This window comes from Lysobacter terrae (assembly GCF_054782215.1).
Genome location: NZ_BAAGSX010000001.1, coordinates 955,284 through 973,672 on the forward strand (window position 1 = coordinate 955,284; position 18,389 = coordinate 973,672).

13 protein-coding genes are annotated in these 18,389 nt (G+C 66.6%); 11 read left to right on the forward strand and 2 right to left on the reverse strand.

The window, feature by feature from the left end; translation table 11 throughout:
- Positions 1-306 precede the first annotated feature (306 nt).
- From carA to ACYVJ8_RS04710, 10 genes are all read left to right on the forward strand, one after another.
- On the forward strand, positions 307-1,431 hold the full coding sequence (carA, locus tag ACYVJ8_RS04665) for a glutamine-hydrolyzing carbamoyl-phosphate synthase small subunit (protein ID WP_460709776.1): 1,125 nt from the start codon (positions 307-309) through the stop codon (positions 1,429-1,431).
- Entirely contained in the window at positions 1,428-1,871 is a 444-nt protein-coding gene (locus ACYVJ8_RS04670; RefSeq protein ID WP_460709778.1) for a DUF6973 domain-containing protein, read from the forward strand. Before carA ends, ACYVJ8_RS04670 begins: the two co-directional genes overlap by 4 nt.
- Positions 1,872-1,878: 7 nt before the next feature.
- A complete protein-coding gene (carB, locus tag ACYVJ8_RS04675; protein ID WP_460709780.1) occupies positions 1,879-5,130 on the forward strand; it encodes a carbamoyl-phosphate synthase large subunit in 3,252 nt (1,083 codons plus the stop codon).
- Positions 5,131-5,241: 111 nt separating this feature from the next.
- Positions 5,242-5,718, forward strand: coding sequence for a transcription elongation factor GreA (greA, locus tag ACYVJ8_RS04680; protein WP_460709782.1), 477 nt, complete (start codon positions 5,242-5,244; stop codon positions 5,716-5,718).
- Between the two features lie 13 nt (positions 5,719-5,731).
- Complete coding sequence (locus ACYVJ8_RS04685; protein ID WP_460709784.1) at positions 5,732-6,661, forward strand: phosphoglycerate mutase; 930 nt, start codon at positions 5,732-5,734, stop codon at positions 6,659-6,661.
- On the forward strand, positions 6,658-8,376 hold the full coding sequence (recJ, locus tag ACYVJ8_RS04690; protein ID WP_460709786.1) for a single-stranded-DNA-specific exonuclease RecJ: 1,719 nt from the start codon (positions 6,658-6,660) through the stop codon (positions 8,374-8,376). The genes ACYVJ8_RS04685 and recJ overlap by 4 nt, the downstream gene beginning before the upstream one ends.
- A 107-nt stretch (positions 8,377-8,483) precedes the next feature.
- Positions 8,484-9,612 (forward strand): peptide chain release factor 2 gene (gene prfB / locus ACYVJ8_RS04695; protein WP_460709788.1). Its coding sequence is split into 2 segments (ribosomal slippage): positions 8,484-8,558 and positions 8,560-9,612, totalling 1,128 coding nucleotides; the frame shifts between segments, so codons are not numbered across the junction.
- A 64-nt stretch (positions 9,613-9,676) separates the two neighbouring features.
- Positions 9,677-11,185 (forward strand): lysine--tRNA ligase, encoded by a 1,509-nt coding sequence (gene lysS, locus ACYVJ8_RS04700; RefSeq protein WP_460709790.1) that lies wholly within the window; start codon positions 9,677-9,679, stop codon positions 11,183-11,185.
- Positions 11,186-11,296: 111 nt separating this feature from the next.
- Positions 11,297-12,376: a cyclic di-GMP phosphodiesterase response regulator RpfG gene (rpfG, locus tag ACYVJ8_RS04705; RefSeq protein WP_460711037.1), complete on the forward strand. Its 1,080-nt coding sequence runs from the start codon at positions 11,297-11,299 to the stop codon at positions 12,374-12,376.
- Between the two features lie 4 nt (positions 12,377-12,380).
- Positions 12,381-14,570: an ATP-binding protein gene (locus ACYVJ8_RS04710; RefSeq protein ID WP_460709792.1), complete on the forward strand. Its 2,190-nt coding sequence runs from the start codon at positions 12,381-12,383 to the stop codon at positions 14,568-14,570.
- Between the two features lie 141 nt (positions 14,571-14,711).
- On the opposite strand, the gene ACYVJ8_RS04715 is transcribed toward ACYVJ8_RS04710, so the two are convergent.
- Positions 14,712-15,587, reverse strand: a complete 876-nt coding sequence (locus tag ACYVJ8_RS04715; RefSeq protein WP_460709794.1) for a crotonase/enoyl-CoA hydratase family protein — start codon at positions 15,585-15,587, stop codon at positions 14,712-14,714.
- A gap of 156 nt (positions 15,588-15,743) precedes the next feature.
- A complete protein-coding gene (locus ACYVJ8_RS04720; protein WP_460709796.1) occupies positions 15,744-17,423 on the reverse strand; it encodes a long-chain fatty acid--CoA ligase in 1,680 nt (559 codons plus the stop codon).
- A gap of 178 nt (positions 17,424-17,601) precedes the next feature.
- Between ACYVJ8_RS04720 and ACYVJ8_RS04725 the strand changes: the two genes are divergently transcribed.
- Entirely contained in the window at positions 17,602-18,042 is a 441-nt protein-coding gene (locus ACYVJ8_RS04725; RefSeq protein WP_460709798.1) for a nuclear transport factor 2 family protein, read from the forward strand.
- The last annotated feature ends 347 nt before the right edge of the window (positions 18,043-18,389 follow it).

An 18,389-nucleotide genomic window follows, 5' to 3' on the forward strand; every position in this document is an offset into this window, starting at 1 on the left:
ATGCCGCTGACAAGCCTCCATGGACGGATTCACGGCGTGTCACGACTACCCCACCGGCGCCGCCTGCCCGCCCGCGATGCCCACGCCTTTGCTCTGCGTCGCGCGTGAAGGCAGTAAATCGCCGGACATCATTTGCGCTGGCGTAATGGCGACCGCGCCGCTACAATTCCCGCTCGCCTGAACCCCGCCCGTCGGACCGGTACTGACCCGAGTCCGCGGCTTGCTGCAACCTGCGTTTGGCCAAACCGCCAAATCAGGGCTGCCGGCACGGCGGGGTCAGTCCCCCCAGCTGCCAAGGCGATCCCCGTGACCCAACCCGCAATCCTTGCACTCGAAGACGGAACGATCTTCGAGGGCATTTCCGCAGGCGCGCCCGGCCTTTCGGTCGGCGAAGTGGTGTTCAACACCGCCATCACCGGCTACCAGGAAATCCTCACGGATCCCTCCTACGCCCGCCAGATCGTCACCCTGACCTATCCCCATGTCGGCAACACCGGCATGACCGACCAGGACGACGAAGCCAGCCAGGTCTGGGCCTCCGGCCTGATCGTGCGCAACGTGCCGCGCCGCCCGAGCAACTGGCGCAGCCAGATATCGATGCCCGAATGGCTGGTCAAGCGCGGCATCGTCGCCATCGCCGATATCGATACGCGCAAGCTGACCCGCTTGCTGCGCGATACCGGCGCACAGAACGGCGCGCTCATGGCCGGCGACATCAACGTCGATGCCGCGCTCGAAGCCGCACGCAAGTTCCCCGGCCTCAAGGGCATGGACCTGGCGAAGGTCGTGACCACGCCGACCGCCTACGAATGGACGGACGGCCAGCTCGACCTGGACAACAACGTCTTCGTCCACGCCGATCCCAAGTTCCACGTCGTCGCCTACGACTTCGGCGTGAAGCACAACATCCTGCGCATGCTCGCCGAGCGCGGCTGCCGCGTCAGCGTCGTGCCCGCGCAGACGTCGGCCGAGCAAGTGCTGGCGATGAATCCCGATGGCGTGTTCCTGTCCAATGGCCCCGGCGACCCGGAACCGTGCGACTACGCCATCGACGCGATCAAGCAGTTCATCGATCGCAAGGTTCCGACCTTCGGCATCTGCCTGGGCCATCAGCTGCTCGGCCTGGCCAGCGGCGCCAAGACCATGAAGATGAAGTTCGGCCACCACGGCGCCAATCATCCGGTGCAGGACCTGGCCGGCGGCCGCGTGATGATCACCTCGCAGAACCACGGCTTCGCGGTCGACGAAGGCACGCTGCCGGCGAACGTGCGCGTCACCCATCGCTCGCTGTTCGACGGCAGCAACCAGGGCATCGAACTCACCGACGCGCCGGCCTTCAGCTTCCAGGGCCATCCCGAAGCGAGCCCCGGGCCGCACGACGTGGGGCCGCTGTTCGATCGCTTCGTCGCCTCGATGCAGCAGGCGAAGTGAAGGCCGTCGCCGCCAAGCCGACCCGCAAGCGCCTGTGGCGCCGGTTGTTCGTTGTCGCGGTGCTGCTTGGCGCGTATCCGGCCTTCGTGCTGGGCGCGACCTACACACAGTGGTTCAAGGCCGACCTGCCGGGCGGTCGCAACGGCCCGGCCGACGCTTACCGCCACACGCTCGTCAGCGCGATCGTCGCCTACACGCTGTCGCCGCGCTGCGTCGACTGGGTGACGGCGGTGATGGAGCGGGGCGGCGAAGGGAATCCGGCCCGCGCAATGGATGCGCACAACAACCGGCTCGGCGCGCGCATCGGCGCGAATGCCCAAAGCTGGGACGCGATGCAGCAAGCGGTGCTTGCTGCGGTGAAGAACGGCGCGGTCGATACCCGATCGCCCGACCAGATTACCTGGCGTGCGCCCAGCGCATGGCAGGACCGACTTTACTGAGGAAGCCATGCCCAAGCGCACCGACATCAAGACCGTAATGATCATCGGCGCCGGTCCGATCGTGATCGGCCAGGCCTGCGAGTTCGACTACTCCGGCGCCCAGGCATGCAAGGCCCTGCGCGACGAGGGCTACCGCGTGGTGCTGGTCAACAGCAACCCCGCCACGATCATGACCGACCCGAACATGGCCGACGCCGTGTACATCGAGCCGATCAACTGGCAGACCGTCGAAAAGATCATCGCGAAGGAAAAGCCCGACGCATTGCTGCCGACCATGGGCGGCCAGACCGCTCTCAACTGTGCACTCGACCTCGCCGACAACGGCGTGCTGGAGAAGTATGGCGTCGAACTGATCGGCGCCTCGCGCGACGCCATCCGCATGGCCGAAGACCGCGAGCTGTTCCGCGTCGCGATGAAGGAAATCGGCCTGGAATGCCCGAAGGCCGAAGTCGCGCACACGCTGGATGAAGCGCTGGATATCCAGACCCGCGTGGGTTACCCGACGATCATCCGCCCGTCGTTCACCCTCGGCGGCAGCGGCGGTGGCATCGCCTACAACCGCGAAGAACTGATCGAAATCGTCAAGCGCGGCCTTGAGCTGTCGCCGACCACCGAAGTGCTGGTCGAGGAATCGGTCCTGGGCTGGAAGGAGTTCGAAATGGAAGTGGTCCGCGACAAGGCGGACAACTGCATCATCGTCTGCTCGATCGAGAACTTCGACGCGATGGGCGTGCACACCGGCGACTCGATCACCGTCGCCCCGGCGCAGACCCTGACCGATAAGGAATACCAGCGCCTGCGCGATGCCTCGATCGCGGTGCTGCGCAAGATCGGCGTCGACACCGGCGGCTCCAACGTGCAGTTCGGCATCAACGCCACGAACGGCCGCGTCGTCGTGATCGAGATGAACCCGCGCGTGTCGCGTTCCTCGGCGCTGGCGTCGAAGGCCACCGGCTTCCCGATCGCCAAGGTCGCCGCGAAGCTCGCCGTGGGTTACACGCTGGATGAACTGCGCAACGAGATCACCGGCGGCAAGACCCCGGCCTCGTTCGAACCGACCATCGACTACGTCGTCACCAAGATTCCGCGCTTCGCCTTCGAGAAGTTCCCGCAGGCCGACGCGCGCCTGACCACGCAGATGAAGTCGGTGGGCGAGGTGATGGCGATGGGCCGCACCTTCCAGGAGTCGTTGCAGAAGGCGCTGCGTGGCCTGGAAACCGGCAAGGTCGGCCTCGATCCGACCGGCCTGGACCTCAGCAGCGACGAAGGTCTGTCCACGCTGCGCCGCGAACTCAAGGAGCCGGGCCCGGAACGCATGTTCCATATCGGCGACGCCTTCCGCGCCGGTATGAGCGTGGAGGACGTGCACGCGCTGTCCTTTGTCGATCCGTGGTTCCTCGACCAGATCGAGGAAATCATCGCGACCGAAAAGGAAGTCGCGACGAACGGCCTGGCCTCCCTCGACGCCAAGCGCATGCGCGTCCTCAAGCGCATGGGCTTCTCCGACGCGCGTCTGGCCCAGCTCACCGGCACCGATGAAACCGCCGTGCGCACCCTGCGCCGCGCGCTCAAGGTGCGGCCGGTCTACAAGCGCGTGGACTCGTGCGCGGCCGAATTCGCCACCAGCACCGCCTACCTGTACTCGACCTACGAGGACGAGTGCGAAGCGCAGCCGACCGACCGCAAGAAGATCGTCGTGCTCGGCGGCGGCCCCAACCGCATCGGCCAAGGCATCGAGTTCGACTACTGCTGCGTGCACGCCGCGCTCGCCCTGCGCGAGGACGGCTATGAAACCATCATGGTCAACTGCAACCCGGAGACCGTGTCGACCGACTACGACACCTCCGACCGCCTGTACTTCGAGCCGCTGACGCTGGAAGACGTGCTGGAGATCTGCGACCTGGAGAAGCCGCAGGGCGTGATCGTCCAGTACGGTGGGCAGACGCCGCTGAAGCTGGCGCGCGCGCTGGAGGCCAACGGCGTGCCGATCATCGGCACCTCGCCGGATTCGATCGACCTGGCCGAGGACCGCGAGCGCTTCCAGAAGCTGGTGCAGGACCTGGGCCTGGCGCAGCCGCTCAACCGCACCGCACGCAATCCGGAAGAGGCGCTGCTGTTGGCCTCGCAGATCGGCTATCCGCTGGTCGTGCGCCCCAGCTACGTGCTCGGCGGCCGCGCGATGGAGATCGTGCACACCGACGCCGACCTCACGCGCTACATCCGCGACGCGGTGAAGGTGTCGAACGATTCGCCGGTGTTGCTGGACCGCTTCCTCGACAATGCAGTCGAGTGCGACGTCGACGTCATCGCCGACAAGGACGGCAACGTCCTGATCGGTGGCGTGATGGAGCACATCGAAGAAGCCGGCGTGCACTCGGGCGACTCCTCGTGCTCGCTGCCGCCGTACTCGCTGTCGAAGGACGTGCAGGAGAAGCTGCGTGAGCAGGTGATCGCACTGGCCAAGGCGCTCAAGGTCGTCGGCCTGATGAACACCCAGTTCGCCGTTACGTTCGACGAGCAGGGCCGCGACACGGTCTATCTGATCGAAGTGAACCCGCGCGCCTCGCGCACCGTGCCCTTCGTCTCCAAGGCCACCGGCATGCCGCTGGCGAAGATCGCTGCCCGCTGCATGGTCGGCCAGACGCTGGCGGAGCAGGGCGCGACCAAGGAAATCATTCCGGACTACTACTCGGTCAAGGAAGCGATCTTCCCCTTCGCCAAGTTCCAGGGCGTGGATCCGATCCTCGGTCCGGAAATGCGCTCGACCGGCGAAGTCATGGGCGTGGGCCGCAACTTCGGTGCCGCGATGGCGCGTGCGCAGGAAGCCGGCGGCATCAGGGCGCTGCCGGCCACGGGCAAGGTCTTCGTCTCGGTCCGCGATCCTGACAAGCAGCGCGTGCTGTCCGTCGCGCAGGACCTGGTAAAGCGCGGCTATGCGCTGGTGGCTACCTCGGGTACGCACGACTTCCTCACCGCCAACGGCCTGGTCTGCGAGCGCATCAACAAGGTGCTCGAAGGCCGCCCGCACGTCGTCGACCTGATCAAGAACGGCGAGATCGTCTACATCATCAACACCACCGAAGGCCGCCAGGCGATCAACGACTCGTTCTCGATCCGCCGCGAAGCCCTGCAGCAGCGCGTGACCTACTCGACCACCGTGTCGGGTGCGCGCGCGCTGGTGAATTCGCTGGACTACCGCGGCACGGGGCCGGTGTGGTCGCTGCAGGAGCTTCACGCGGAAGTGAACGGCGCCGCCTGACGCTCGCGCTCGTCATCCCCGGCCTCTGCGCCGGGATGACGGGGCAGGCGATCTGAGCCAGAATCGGCGTCAGCTAGGCCGCTGGACCGCGGCCGACAACGGAACGAAGAAATGCGAGCTCCCATCACCCTCCAAGGTGCGCAGCGTCTGCGCGCCGAACTCGAAGAATTGAAGTCGGTCAAGCGCCCGGCCGTGATCAATGCGATCGCCGAAGCCCGCGCGCACGGCGACCTCAAGGAAAACGCCGAATACCACGCCGCCCGCGAACAGCAGGGCTTCATCGAAGGCCGCATCAAGCAGCTGGAAGCCGAGCTGTCGCACGCGCAAGTGATCGATGTGTCCTCGCTCAACGCCGGCTCGCGCGTCGTGTTCGGCGCGACGGTCGAACTGGCCGACGCCGATAGCGACGAGGAACGTACCTACCAGATCGTGGGCGACCTCGAAGCCGACATCAAGATGGGCCTGATCGCGATTTCCTCGCCCGTCGCGCGCGCGCTCATCGGCAAGCACGAAGGCGACACGGTCACCATCGAGGCGCCGGGCGGTACCCGCGAGTACGAAATCGTCGGCGTCCGTTACCAGGGCTGAAGGCACGCGACCGATGCCTTCGGCGACCCTGCTGTTGCCTGCACGCGCGCGCTTCGGCGCGCAGCGCCTGACGGCCGACGTGGCCAAGGCGCTGGGTCGCGCCGATCGCCACGCCGTGAGCGGCGAGCAGCGTGCTCGCGCGTTCGACATTCTCCCGCGCGGCTGGCCCGTCGCCGCCGTGACGCGGCAGCGCGACGCCGGCGATGCGACGATCGCCGCATGGCTGCGCGCCGATCCGGCTTACGTGCAGCCCGACATCAACGGTGCGCGGCTGCTCGCCTATGGCGAAGCGCTGGCGTTGACGCGCGAGGAAACGGGCGAGTTGCTGCGTCCTTTGCGTCCGCTGTTCGGCGACGCGGGCTTCCCGATCGATGCGCCCACGCCGTCGCGCTGGTACCTGCGCCTGCCGCGCGAGGCACGGCTGCCGACGTTCAATGCGCCGGACGAAGCGCTTGGTGCCGATCTCTTCGAGCATCTTCCCGAAGGTCCGGAAGGCCGGCGCTGGCGCGCGCTGCTAAGTGAAGCGCAGGTCGTGCTGCACAACCATCCAGTCAACGCGCAACGTGCCGCGGCGGGCAAGCCGCCGGTGAATTCGCTGTGGTTCTGGGGCGCGGGTGTGCTGCCGGATCATGTGACCACCGCTCACGGCACGATCTTCAGCGACGACGACGCGTTGAATGCCTTTGCCGTCCTGGCGAAAGCCGGCACGCTGCCGTTGCCGGCGCGCTGGGGCACCGCCGGCGGCGAGCGTCTGTTCGACCTGCGGCACATGCGCGATCTCGCGCTGCTGCAGTCGCAATGGATCGAGCCGCTGCTGCACGATGTGCGCAGCGGCGCCGTCGATACCGCCTGGCTGGATTTCGCCGACGGCGTGCGCTTCGGCCTGCAGCGTGGCCAGCGCTGGCGCTTCTGGCGTCGTCCGCTGCATTCGATCGCCGTATGAAGGCGACGCCCCGCCTGATTCGCCGCGCGACGGCGGACATATCGGCTTGGCCTTCGAGCCTGCCGCCCTTGCTCGCACGCCTGTACGCCGCACGCGGCGCAACCGGCATCGAGCAGGCGCAGCCGCGGCTCGCGAATCTGTTGGCGCCGGATCTGCTCCACGGCATGCCCGAAGCGGTTGAACTGCTGTCCGCAGCGATGGCCGCGGATCAGCACATCGTCGTCGTCGGCGATTTCGACTGCGACGGTGCCACCGCCTGCGCGGTCGGCGTGCGCGGCCTGCGCATGCTGGGCGCCAGGCGCGTGTCGTACGCGGTGCCCAATCGCATCGTGCACGGCTATGGCTTGTCGCCGTCGCTGGTGGAGGAGTTGGCTGCGCTAAAGCCGGATCTGCTGGTGACCGTCGATCACGGCATCGCCTGCCACGCGGGTATCGTCGCGGCGAAGCAGCGCGGCTGGAAGGTGCTCGTCACCGATCATCATCTGCCCGGCGAGACCTTGCCGCCGGCCGACGCGATCGTCGATCCCAACCAGCGCGGCGACGGCTTCCCGAGCAAGGCGCTCGCCGGCGTCGGCGTGATGTTCTACGTGCTGCTCGCGCTGCGGCGGCATCTGCGTGCCGCGGGTGCCTTCGCGGCGGGCGAACCGGATCTGTCGGTGTTGCTGGATCTGGTGGCCGTCGGCACCGTGGCCGACCTGGTGCCGCTGGACGCCAACAACCGCGCCCTGGTCAGCGCGGGACTGCGCAGGCTGCGCGCGGGGCAGGGTGGTGCGGGCTTGCGCGCACTTATCGAGGTCTCGCAACGCGATGCCTCACGTCTGACCGCCGCCGACATCGGCTATGCAATCGGGCCGCGCATCAATGCGGCCGGCCGCCTGGAGGACATGTCGCTGGGCATCGAATGCCTGTTGAGCGACGACCTCGCGCAGGCGCGCGATATCGCCGCGACGCTCAACGACATCAACGGCGAGCGGCGCGCCGTGCAACAGCAGATGACGGACGAGGCCGAGCGCGCCCTGTCCGCGGTCGCGCTGGGCGACACGGCCAGCACACGCGCCGCGTTCTGCTTCTTCGATGCGCAATGGCATCCGGGCGTGGTTGGGCTGGTCGCTTCGAAGATGAAGGAGCGCCTGCATCGGCCAGTGATCGCCTTCGCACCGGCCGAGCCGGGCAGCGAGCAGCTGCGCGGTTCCGCGCGCTCGATCGCCGGCTTCCATGTGCGTGACGCCCTGGCGGAAGTCTCCGCGCGCTACCCCGGCCTGATCGAGCGTTTCGGCGGCCATGCGATGGCGGCCGGACTGTCGCTGCCGGCGGCGGCGCTTCCCGCCTTCGAGCAGGCCTTCGGTGAATGCGCGGCCCGCTGGCTGACGCCGGAACTGCTGCAGGCGGAAATCGTCAGCGACGGTGAACTGGAAGCGGACGAGTTCGACCGTCGCCACGCCGAACTGCTGCGCGATGCCGGGCCATGGGGGCAGGGATTCCCCGAGCCGCAGTTCGACGGCGAATTCGACATCCTGGGCGCGCGCGTCGTCGGCGAGCGCCATCTGAAGCTCGAGCTCGGCCACGGCCGCTTGCGTCTCAACGCGATCCATTTCGGCGGCTGGGAAGGCCAGGCGCCGATGGGGCGCGTGCGCATCGCCTACCGGCTGGAGCCCGACGATTACCGCGGCGGCGAGGCGGTGCAGCTGGTGGTCATCCACCGCGAGCCGGCGTAGAAGGCCCGGCGTAGAAGGCCAGGGCGCACCCATTCGGCGCCAGCCATGGCGGCAAGTCCACGGCCGCCCTACAATTCGCGGTCTTTCGCTGCAAACGTATCTTTCCAATGATCGAGCTGAATCCCGTCCGCCAGCGCATCGCCGACCTCCGTGGCCGGCTGGATGCGCTGAGGGGGTATCTTTGACTACGACCAGAAGGTCGAACGTCTCGAAGAAGTGAATCGGGAGCTGGAAAGCCCCGATATCTGGAACAACACCGAGTACGCCCAGACCCTGGGCCGCGAGCGCTCGCAGCTCGAGAAGGTGGTCGACGGCATCCGCATCCTTACCGACGGGCTGGTGGGCGCGGGCGAGCTGCTGGAACTGGCCGAAATGGAAGACGACGAGAGCACCGCGCTCGCCGTCGTCGACGACGTCGAGCGCTACGCGAAGGACGTGGAGAAGCTGGAGTTCCGGCGCATGTTCTCCGGCAAGATGGATGCGTCCAACGCCTTCGTCGATATCCAGGCCGGCGCCGGCGGCACCGAGGCCCAGGACTGGGCCGAGATCCTGCTGCGCATGTACCTGCGCTGGTGCGAGTCGCGCGGCTGGAAGACCGAGTTGATGGAAGCCAGCGGCGGCGACGTCGCGGGCATCAAGTCGGCCACGCTGCGCGTCGAGGGCGACTTCGCCTACGGTTGGCTCAAGACCGAAACCGGCGTGCACCGCCTGGTGCGCAAGTCGCCGTTCGACTCCGACAACCGCCGCCACACCAGTTTCACCTCGGTGTTCGTGTCGCCGGAAGTCGACGACAACATCGACATCGAGATCAATCCCGCGGACCTGAGAACCGACGTCTATCGTTCCTCGGGCGCCGGCGGCCAGCACGTGAACAAGACCGAATCGGCGGTGCGCATCACCCACGTCCCGAGCGGAATAGTGGTGGCCTGCCAGACCGGCCGCAGCCAGCACCAGAACCGCGACAACGCGATGAAGATGCTGGCGGCCAAGCTGTATGAGTTGGAAATCCAGAAGCGCAACGCCGAGCGCGACGCGGTCGAAGCGACCAAGTCCGACATCGGCTGGGGCAGCCAGATCCGCAATTACGTGCTGGACCAGAGCCGCATCAAGGACCTGCGTACCGGCATCGAGCGCAGCGACACGCAGAAGGTGCTCGATGGCGATCTCGACGAGTTCGTCGAGGCCAGCCTGAAGGCGGGCCTCGAAGTCGGCGCCAAACGCACCGACGCCGCCTGAGCGCCATCAGTGTGCTGAAATCAGCACGCCCCCTGTAATCCCTGCGAACCACACAATCACGACGATGACCGACGACACGACCCTGCCGCCCGACGAGAACCACCTGATCGCCGAGCGTCGCGCGAAACTCGCCGCGCTGCGCGGGCAGGGCGTGGCCTTTCCGAACGACTTCCGCCGTGCCGACTATGCGGGCGACCTGCAGACGCGGTACGCGGATGCCGAGCAGTGGAGCGCCGAGTCGCTGGAAGCGGGCGCGCCGCGCGTCGTCGTTGCCGGTCGCATCCTGCTCAAGCGGGTGATGGGCAAGGCCAGCTTCGTGCAGATCCAGGACGAGTCCGGTCGCATCCAATTGTTCCTGCAGTCCAACAACCTGGGCGACACCTACGAGGCGTTCAAGGGCTGGGACGCGGGCGACATCGTCGGCGCCGAAGGCGTGTTGACCCGCACCAAGACCGGTGAGCTGTCGGTCAGGGCCGATCGCCTGCGCCTGCTGACCAAGTCGCTGCGTCCCTTGCCGGACAAGTTCCACGGTCTGGCCGACGTCGAGCAGCGTTATCGCCAGCGTTACGTCGATCTGATCGTCTCGCCCGAATCGCGCGAGGTCTTCGTCAAGCGCTCGCGCATCATCCGCGCCATCCGCGCGTGGCTGGATGGGCGCCGCTTCCTCGAAGTCGAGACGCCGATGATGCATTACATCCCGGGCGGCGCCGCGGCCAAGCCGTTCGAGACCCACCACAACGCGCTGGGCCTGGATCTGTACCTGCGCGTGGCGCCGGAGCTGTACCTCAAGCGCCTGACCGTCGGCGGCCTGGAGCGCGTCTACGAGATCAACCGCAACTTCCGCAACGAAGGCGTGTCCACGCGCCACAATCCGGAATTCACCATGCTCGAACTGTATGAGGCCTACGCCACGTACAACGAAGTCATGGATCTCACCGAAAACCTGATCCGCGACGTCGCCCGCGAAGTGCTGGGCACCACGGTCATGGAATGGGACGGCGCGAGCATCGACGTAGGCCCGGCGTTCCGCCGCTGGCGCCTCGAAGAGGCGGTGCGCGAGAAGAATCCGGACATCACCGTCGCCGATTGCCGCGACCGCGCCGCGCTGGCCAAGCATTGCGAACGCCTGCGCATCCCGGTCAAGGATGGCTACGGCTGGGGCAAGTTGCTGCTGGAGATCTTCGAGAAGACGGTCGAAGGCAAGCTGGAGCAGCCGACCTTCATCACCCACTATCCGGTCGAGGTTTCGCCGCTGGCGCGCGAGAGCGATACCGAGAAGGGCATCACCGACCGCTTCGAGCTGTTCGTCAACGGCAAGGAGCTCGCCAACGGCTTCTCCGAGCTTAACGATCCGGAAGACCAGGCCGCGCGTTTCCAGGCGCAGGTCGCGGCCAAGGAGGGCGGGGACGATGAGGCGATGCATTTCGATGCGGACTACATCCGCGCCCTCGAAGTCGGTCTGCCCCCTACCGGTGGGCTCGGCATCGGTATCGACCGCCTGGTCATGCTGATGACCGGTTCGGCGTCGATCCGGGATGTGCTGCTGTTCCCCTATATGCGCCCCGAAGCCTGAGGCCAGAAAGGTCCTACACGTAATCCGGCGTAAATCCGGCCATCTGCGGGAGATTGCGCACAGCCCGCAGGGCCGCGCTATGCTCCGTGCGTTGCCACGGAATAGCGGCGCCTGCCACAAGGGGGAAGATGCGTGGATGTCGTAATAGTCGATGACCAGACATCGGCGCGGACCATGCTGCGCCACATCATCGAAGACATTGCGTCCGAGCTGAGGGTGCACGATTTCGGTGAGCCGGCAGCGGCCTTGGATTGGTGCGAGTCCAACCAGCCCGACCTGCTGCTGCTCGACTACCGCATGCCCGGCATCGACGGTTTGGAATTCGCGCGCCGTTTCCGCCGCGCGCCGCTCCATCGCGACATCCCGATCATCCTGGTCACCGTCGTGGGCGACGAACCGGTGCGGCAGGCCGCACTGGACGCCGGGGTCATAGATTTCCTGGTCAAGCCGGTGCGTCCGCGCGAGCTGCGCGCCCGTTGCCGCAACCTGCTGCAGCTGCGGCAACAGTCGGAGAACGTCAAGCAACGCGCGTTGTCGCTGGAACAGCGCCTGCTCGCCAGCATGCACGAGGTCGAGGAGCGCGAGCGCGAAACGCTGCATCGGCTTGCTCGTGCCATCGAATATCGCGACGCCGGCACCAGCGCCTGGCTCGAACGCATGTCGCACGTGGCCGGGCTCATCGCCGAGCAGATGGGCATGTCGGAAGAGGAGGCGCGCCTGGTCGAGATGGCGGCGCCGCTGCACGACGTCGGCAAGATCGCGATTCCCGATTCGGTGCTGCTCAAGCCCGGCCCGTTGACCGAGGAAGAGCTGGTGGTGATGCGCCAGCATCCGCGTATCGGCCACGAGCTGCTCAGCGGCAGCCAGAACCGCTTCATCCAGACCGGCGCGATCATCGCGCTGCGCCATCACGAGCGCTACGACGGCAGCGGCTATCCTGACGGCCTGATCGGAGAGGAGATTCCGCTCGAGGCGCGCATCGTTGCGGTGGCCGACGTCTTCGACGCGCTGGTCTCACCTCGCCCCTACAAACACGCCTGGGAAATGGACGCGGCGCTAGGCTATCTGTATTCGCAACGCGGGCGGCTGTTCGATCCGCGTTGCGTGGATGCCCTGTTGCGCAGCCGCGAGCGTTTGGAAGACATCTGCCAACGTTATTCCCGCATCACCAGGCGCCCCGGCACGGAGTAAGCCGATGTCCAATCTGCTGCATTCGCTGAAGGCCCGCCTGTCCAGCCGCCCGGACAGCGAACATGCGCAGGACATCATCCGCATCGTCATCACTGCGCTGTTCATCACCTATCTGGGATGGCGCTACCTGTTCCTGGACAGCGGCGACACCCTGCTGCGGACCTGGTTGATCCTGCTCGGCGAACTGACCGTCGCCGTCGGCCTGCTGATCGCCATCCTGATGCAGCCGGGCAGCTCGCCGGTGCGCCGCTGGATCGGCATGCTCACCGACTACACGGCGATGGGCTGGATCATGTGCATCCAGGGGGAGACGGCGTCGCCGCTCTACGCCGTGTACCTGTGGGTCACGATCGGGCAGGGCATGCGCTACGGGCACCGCTACCTGCGCGCCGCGACGGCGCTGGCGTCGGTATCGTTTTTCGCCGTCATCGAGATCTCGCCTTATTGGCACGCCAATCCCTATCTGTCGTGGGGACTGCTGCTGGGGCTGGCGGCGGTGCCGCTGTACTTCGATTCCCTGCTGCGCGCACTGACCAGTGCGGTGGACGACGCGAAGCGGGCGAACGAGGCGAAGAGCCGCTTCCTCGCCAACATGAGCCACGAGTTCCGCACGCCGCTCAATGGCCTGGCGGGCATGTCCGAAGTGCTGGCCGCCACGCGCCTGGATACCGAGCAGCGTGAAGCGGTCAACACCATCCAGGCCTCGACCCGCAGCCTGCTGGCGCTGGTCGAAGACGTGCTGGACATCTCCGCGATCGAAGCCGGCAAGCTCAAGCTCGACATCACCGAGTTCTCGCTGCGCGATCTGATCGCGAACATCGGCCTCATCCTGCTGCCGCAGGCGCGCGTCAAGCAGCTGAACTACCAGGCGGAAGTGGCCGAGGACGTGCCCGAGCTGGTGCTCGGCGACGTCGGGCATCTGCGCCAGGTCCTGATCAACCTGGTCGGCAATGCGGTCAAGTTCACCGACCAGGGCTTGGTCAAGCTCGAAGTCAGCGTCATAGCGAAAACCGCGGAGCAGCTGCGCTTGCGCTTCACCGTCAGCGATACCGGCATCGGCATTCCCGAAGCGATGAAGCAGCGCCTGTTCGAAGCCTTCGAGCAGGCCGACGTCGGCCTTTCGCGCCGCTACGGTGGCACCGGGCTGGGCACCACGATTGCCAAAGGCCTGACCGAAGCCATGGGCGGCAGCATCGGCTTCGAGAGCGTCGAACAACGCGGCAGCCGCTTCTGGGTGGAACTGCCATTCGCCCCGGCGGCGAAGCAGGCGCCGGCGGCCGAGGCACCGGCCGGTGGGGCTGCGCAGCCAGCGGGCGCGCCCAAGAACATCATTGCCTTCGGCGATCCGTTCCTGCGCCACCGTGCGCGCGTGCGCAGCCTGGCGATCCTCATCGCCGACGACCATGCCGCGAACCGCACGGTCCTGCAGCGCCTGCTGGAGAAGGCAGGGCATCGGGTCACCAGCGTCGATGGCGGCGAAGCCGTATTGGATGCCGTGGCCGCGTTCGACTACGACGCGGTCATCGCCGACCTGCATATGCCCGACGTCAGCGGCCTCGACCTGCTGCGGCAACTGCGCGTGATGCAGGCCGGCAGTCCGAACCGGACGCCGGTGCTGATCCTCAGCGCGGACGTCACCCCGGAGTCGATCCAGGCCTGCCAGCAGGCCGGTGCGCGCGCGTTCCTGTCCAAGCCGGTCGCCACGGCGCGCCTGCTCGATGCGCTGGCGGAGATCGCCGTCAACGGCCGACTGGCCGGTCCCCTCATCGCGGTCCGCGAGGAAGATCCGTCTGCGGCCTCTATCGACGCCATCTTCGACAGCTCGGTCCTGGACGAGCTCAGCGCCCTGGGCATGGGCGAGGGCTTCGAGCGCGAATTCATCGCCCAGTGCCTGCGCGACGCGGACGGCTGCCTGTCGGCACTGACCGGCGCGGGCGAGGCCAAGGATTGGGAGCGCCAGCGCGAACAGGCCCATGCCCTGAAGGGCGTGGCCAGCAATCTGGGGCTGATCAAACTTGCTGCCGTGGGCGGCGAAATGATGCGTCTGCCGGATTGGCAGTTGAATAACGAATGGCGTCGCCGACGCGACGACATCGAAGGTCTGCTCCAGCAGGGACGTGCGGCACTGGAGGCCCGCCAGCGCGAGCGCCGGCAAGCGGACAGTGGTCAGGCGGACAGCGGTCAGGCGGACTAGCCGTTCCGAGTCCTACAGACCAGCAGCGCATTCCCTGCGAACAGGCGGAATACCGCCCATCCTCTGCGAGGCCTGCCGAGGGCAGGCCCAAGCCCGGCGCGTCGTTGGCCGGGCCCGATCCCCTTCGGTCTTCGTGACCGATCAGGCCATCACGGCATGGCTGCGACGCGTCTGCGCGCGCACCAGCCGGTCCATCGTCCTGAGCGACTTCTCTCCAAGTTGCAGGGCCGTATCGACCCAGATTTCGGTGATGCGCATCATCTCGTCCAGCGCCACCGACTGCGCGAATGAACGCACCTGGTGCATCGCCGCGCGCGCGTGCGGAATGCGGCGGTGGGCACGGATTACGTCCTCGACGGCCTGCGGGCCTTCGCCGCGCGGTACCACTACGTCGACGAGACCCATTCGATGCATGTCTTCGCTGCTGTAGACATTGCCTTCGAGCATCAGCTTCTCGGCCTGGTGCGGCGGAATGCGCTTGCACAGGAACGAGTACGCGCCCATGCCCGGGAAAAGGTCGAACAGCACTTCCGGCAGGCCCATCAGCGCGCCTTCTTCCGCCACGATGGTGTGGCAGCTCAGCGCGGCCTCGAAGCCACCGCCTAAGGCGTCGCCCTGGACCAGAGCGATGCTGTGCGCGCCAATGCCCAGACCGTCGTGGAAGGCATGCACGCCGCGCACGCACTGACGGGCGTAGTCGAGCAGGCCCTGGCGATCGCCCGCGCGGATCAGCCGGCAGAACAACTCCAGGTCTCCGCCCAGGTTGAACGCATCACCGTCCGACGCCAGCACCACGTGCGGCACGCTGTCGGGCGAGGGGCTGCGGGCGCGGAGCCGGCCACCCAGACTGCGCTGGTAGTCGAGGATGTCGTCGACCAGCGGACGGGAGAAGCAGGCGCGCTGTCCCGGGACAGCGTCGGCGTGCATGTGGCACCAGTAGACGTCGCGTCCAGGCTCTTCGATCACGCGTAGGGTGTGACCGGTGTCGGGACGTGGGAACGGGTGAACGGCTGACATAGCGAATCCTCCGAAGGGGTGCCGTCCGGCCGGTCGCGTTGTTTGGACGGCAATGGGGTCAGGTGAATTGCGTCCGACGCGCGATTCTATGCCCCTAAAACGAAGCGCCCGCAAGGCCTTCGCCGTGCGGGCGCCGAGGATGGAGGATTCGAGGCTTCAGGCCGCCGAAGGCGTCTCCCGCAGCTCGCGGCGCAGGATTTTGCCGACATTGGTCTTCGGCAGTTCCTTCCGGAATTCCACGTATTTGGGTTGCTTGTAGCCGGTCAGGTTTTCGCGCGCATGCGCCTTGACCGCTTCCGCCGTGAGGGTAGGGTCCTTCTTGACGATCACGACCTTCACCGCTTCGCCCGACTTGTCGTCCGGGACGCCGACCGCGGCGACTTCCAGCACGCCGGGCATCATCGCGATCACGTCCTCGACTTCGTTCGGATACACGTTGAAGCCGGACACCAGGATCATGTCTTTCTTGCGGTCGACGATGAAGAAGTAGCCCTGCGCGTCCATCTTCGCCATGTCGCCGGTGTGCAGCCAGCCGTCGGCGTCGATGACCTTCGCGGTCTCTTCGGCGCGGTTCCAGTAGCCGCGCATCACCTGCGGTCCCTTGATGCACAGTTCGCCGACTTCGCCGACCGGGAGCTGGCGGCTTTCTTCGTCCTTCACGCAGGCGTCGGTCGACGGGATCGGCAAACCGATCGCGCCGTTGTAGTCCTTCAGATCCATCGGATTGATGCACGCCGCGGGCGAGGTTTCGGTAAGGCCATAGGCCTCGATCAGGGTGACGCCGGTGACCTGCTTCCAGCGATCGGCGACCGCGCGCTGCACCGCCATGCCGCCGCCCAGGGTGAGGTGCAGGCGGGAGAAGTCGACCTGATCGAAACCAGGCGTGTTGAGCAGGCCATTGAAGAGCGTGTTGACGCCGGTGATCGCGGTGAACGGAACCTTCTTCAGTTCCTTGACGAACCCGGGCATGTCGCGCGGGTTGGTGATCATGTAGTTGAGACCGCCGAACTTCATGAAGACCAGGCAGTTCGCCGTCAACGCGAAGATGTGGTACAGCGGCAGCGCGGTGATGATAATTTCCTCGCCGTGGCGCACGTTGGTGCCGACCCAGGCCGCGGCCTGCTGCATGTTCGCGACGAGATTGCGGTGGGTGAGCATCGCGCCCTTGGATACGCCGGTGGTGCCGCCGGTGTATTGCAGGAAGGCGATATCGTCGGGCGAGATCTGCACGGCCGGCAGCGGCTTGAGCTGGCCGATGACCAGCGCGTCGCGGAAGCGCACGGCGCCGGCGATGGTGTAATCGGGGATCATCTTCTTCACGTGCCGCAGCACGAAGTTGACGATCGCGCCCTTGGGGAAGCCGAGCATGTCGCCCAAGCCGGTGGCGATCACCTGCTTGACCGGCGTGTCCGCCACCACTTCTTCCACGGTGTGGCCGAAGTTGTCGAGCACCACCAGCACGGTGGCCGCCGAATCCACGAGCTGGTGCTTGAGCTCGCGCGCGGTGTACATCGGATTGACGTTGACCACGGTCAGGCCGGCGCGCAGCGTGCCGAAGATCGCGATGGGGTACTGCAGGCAGTTGGGCATCATGATCGCGACGCGATCGCCCTTCTTGAGTCCGAGTTCGCCCAGCAGGTAGGCCGCGAACTGCTTGCTGAGGCGGTCGATCTCGGCATAGGTCAGGACCTTGCCGAGATTGGCGAAAGCCGGGCGGTCGCGATACGTGTCGATGGCCTTTTCGAGTACGGAGACCACGGACGGAAATTCGTTCATGTCGATTTCCGCCGGTACGCCTTCCGGGTACTCGGCCAGCCACGGACGTGCATTGCTCATCGCGATCCCCTCTGTTGCGCGGCGATTTTGTCTGTTCCGATCTGGGCCCGCTTGGAATGCGGGGCCGTACGGTAGTTCCGGCCGATTGGAGCATAGGGCCCATAGGCAGGCAAGGCAGGGGTGGCCGAGCTGATGCACGGCGGCTTACGCTCGTGCGCGCAAATGCGACGGAGGCCGCATGAACTTCATGAATCTACTCGGGCGCGGAACGGTTCTTTTCGCGCTGCTGCTGGTTTTGTCGGCCTGCGCACGCACGCCGCCGGAGCAGAAGCTGCGGGAGACGCTCGCAGGCCTGCAGACGGCGATCGAGCACCACGACGCCGCGGAGGTGGACGATGTGTTGGCGGAGGATTTCATCGGACCGGACGGGTTGGACCGCAAGGCGGCGCGGCGGATGGCGCAGGGCGCGTTCCTGCGCTACCGGGATGTCGGGGTCACGACGGGCCCATTGGACATCGCCCTGCGACCCGACGATGCGACGGTGCGCTTTACCGCGGCATTGACCGGCGGCTCGGGCGCCTTGCCGAGCAGCGGGCAGGTCTACGACGTGGAAACGGCGTGGCGGTTGGAGGACGGGGAGTGGCGGCTGGTGAATGCCAGCTGGAAGCCGAGGCTTTGACCTGCTTTTGCTCGTCATCCCCGCGTAGGCGGGGATCCAGCGACTTTGCTTTTGTTTCTGCTGGTTTTGAAGAGCGGCTGGCTTCGGTGGGACGCGCTGCCCGACGGGACGGGGGTGCTCCGCCCCTCCGGACGGCATCCCTGCCTTTAGTCGGGGCCGCGGACCATCCTGGTCCGCTCTCCGCACCCCCATCCCATCGGGCAGCGCTACCGCGAGCGTGCAGATCGCCACTTCGGCGTCGGAGCTCTTCTTCTCCCCGCGTGCGGGGAGAAGATGCCCGAAGGGCAGATGAGGGGAGGCGAGCGCAGCGAGTTGCCTGCGCTTTTTTGCCGCCGCGTCCAGATGTA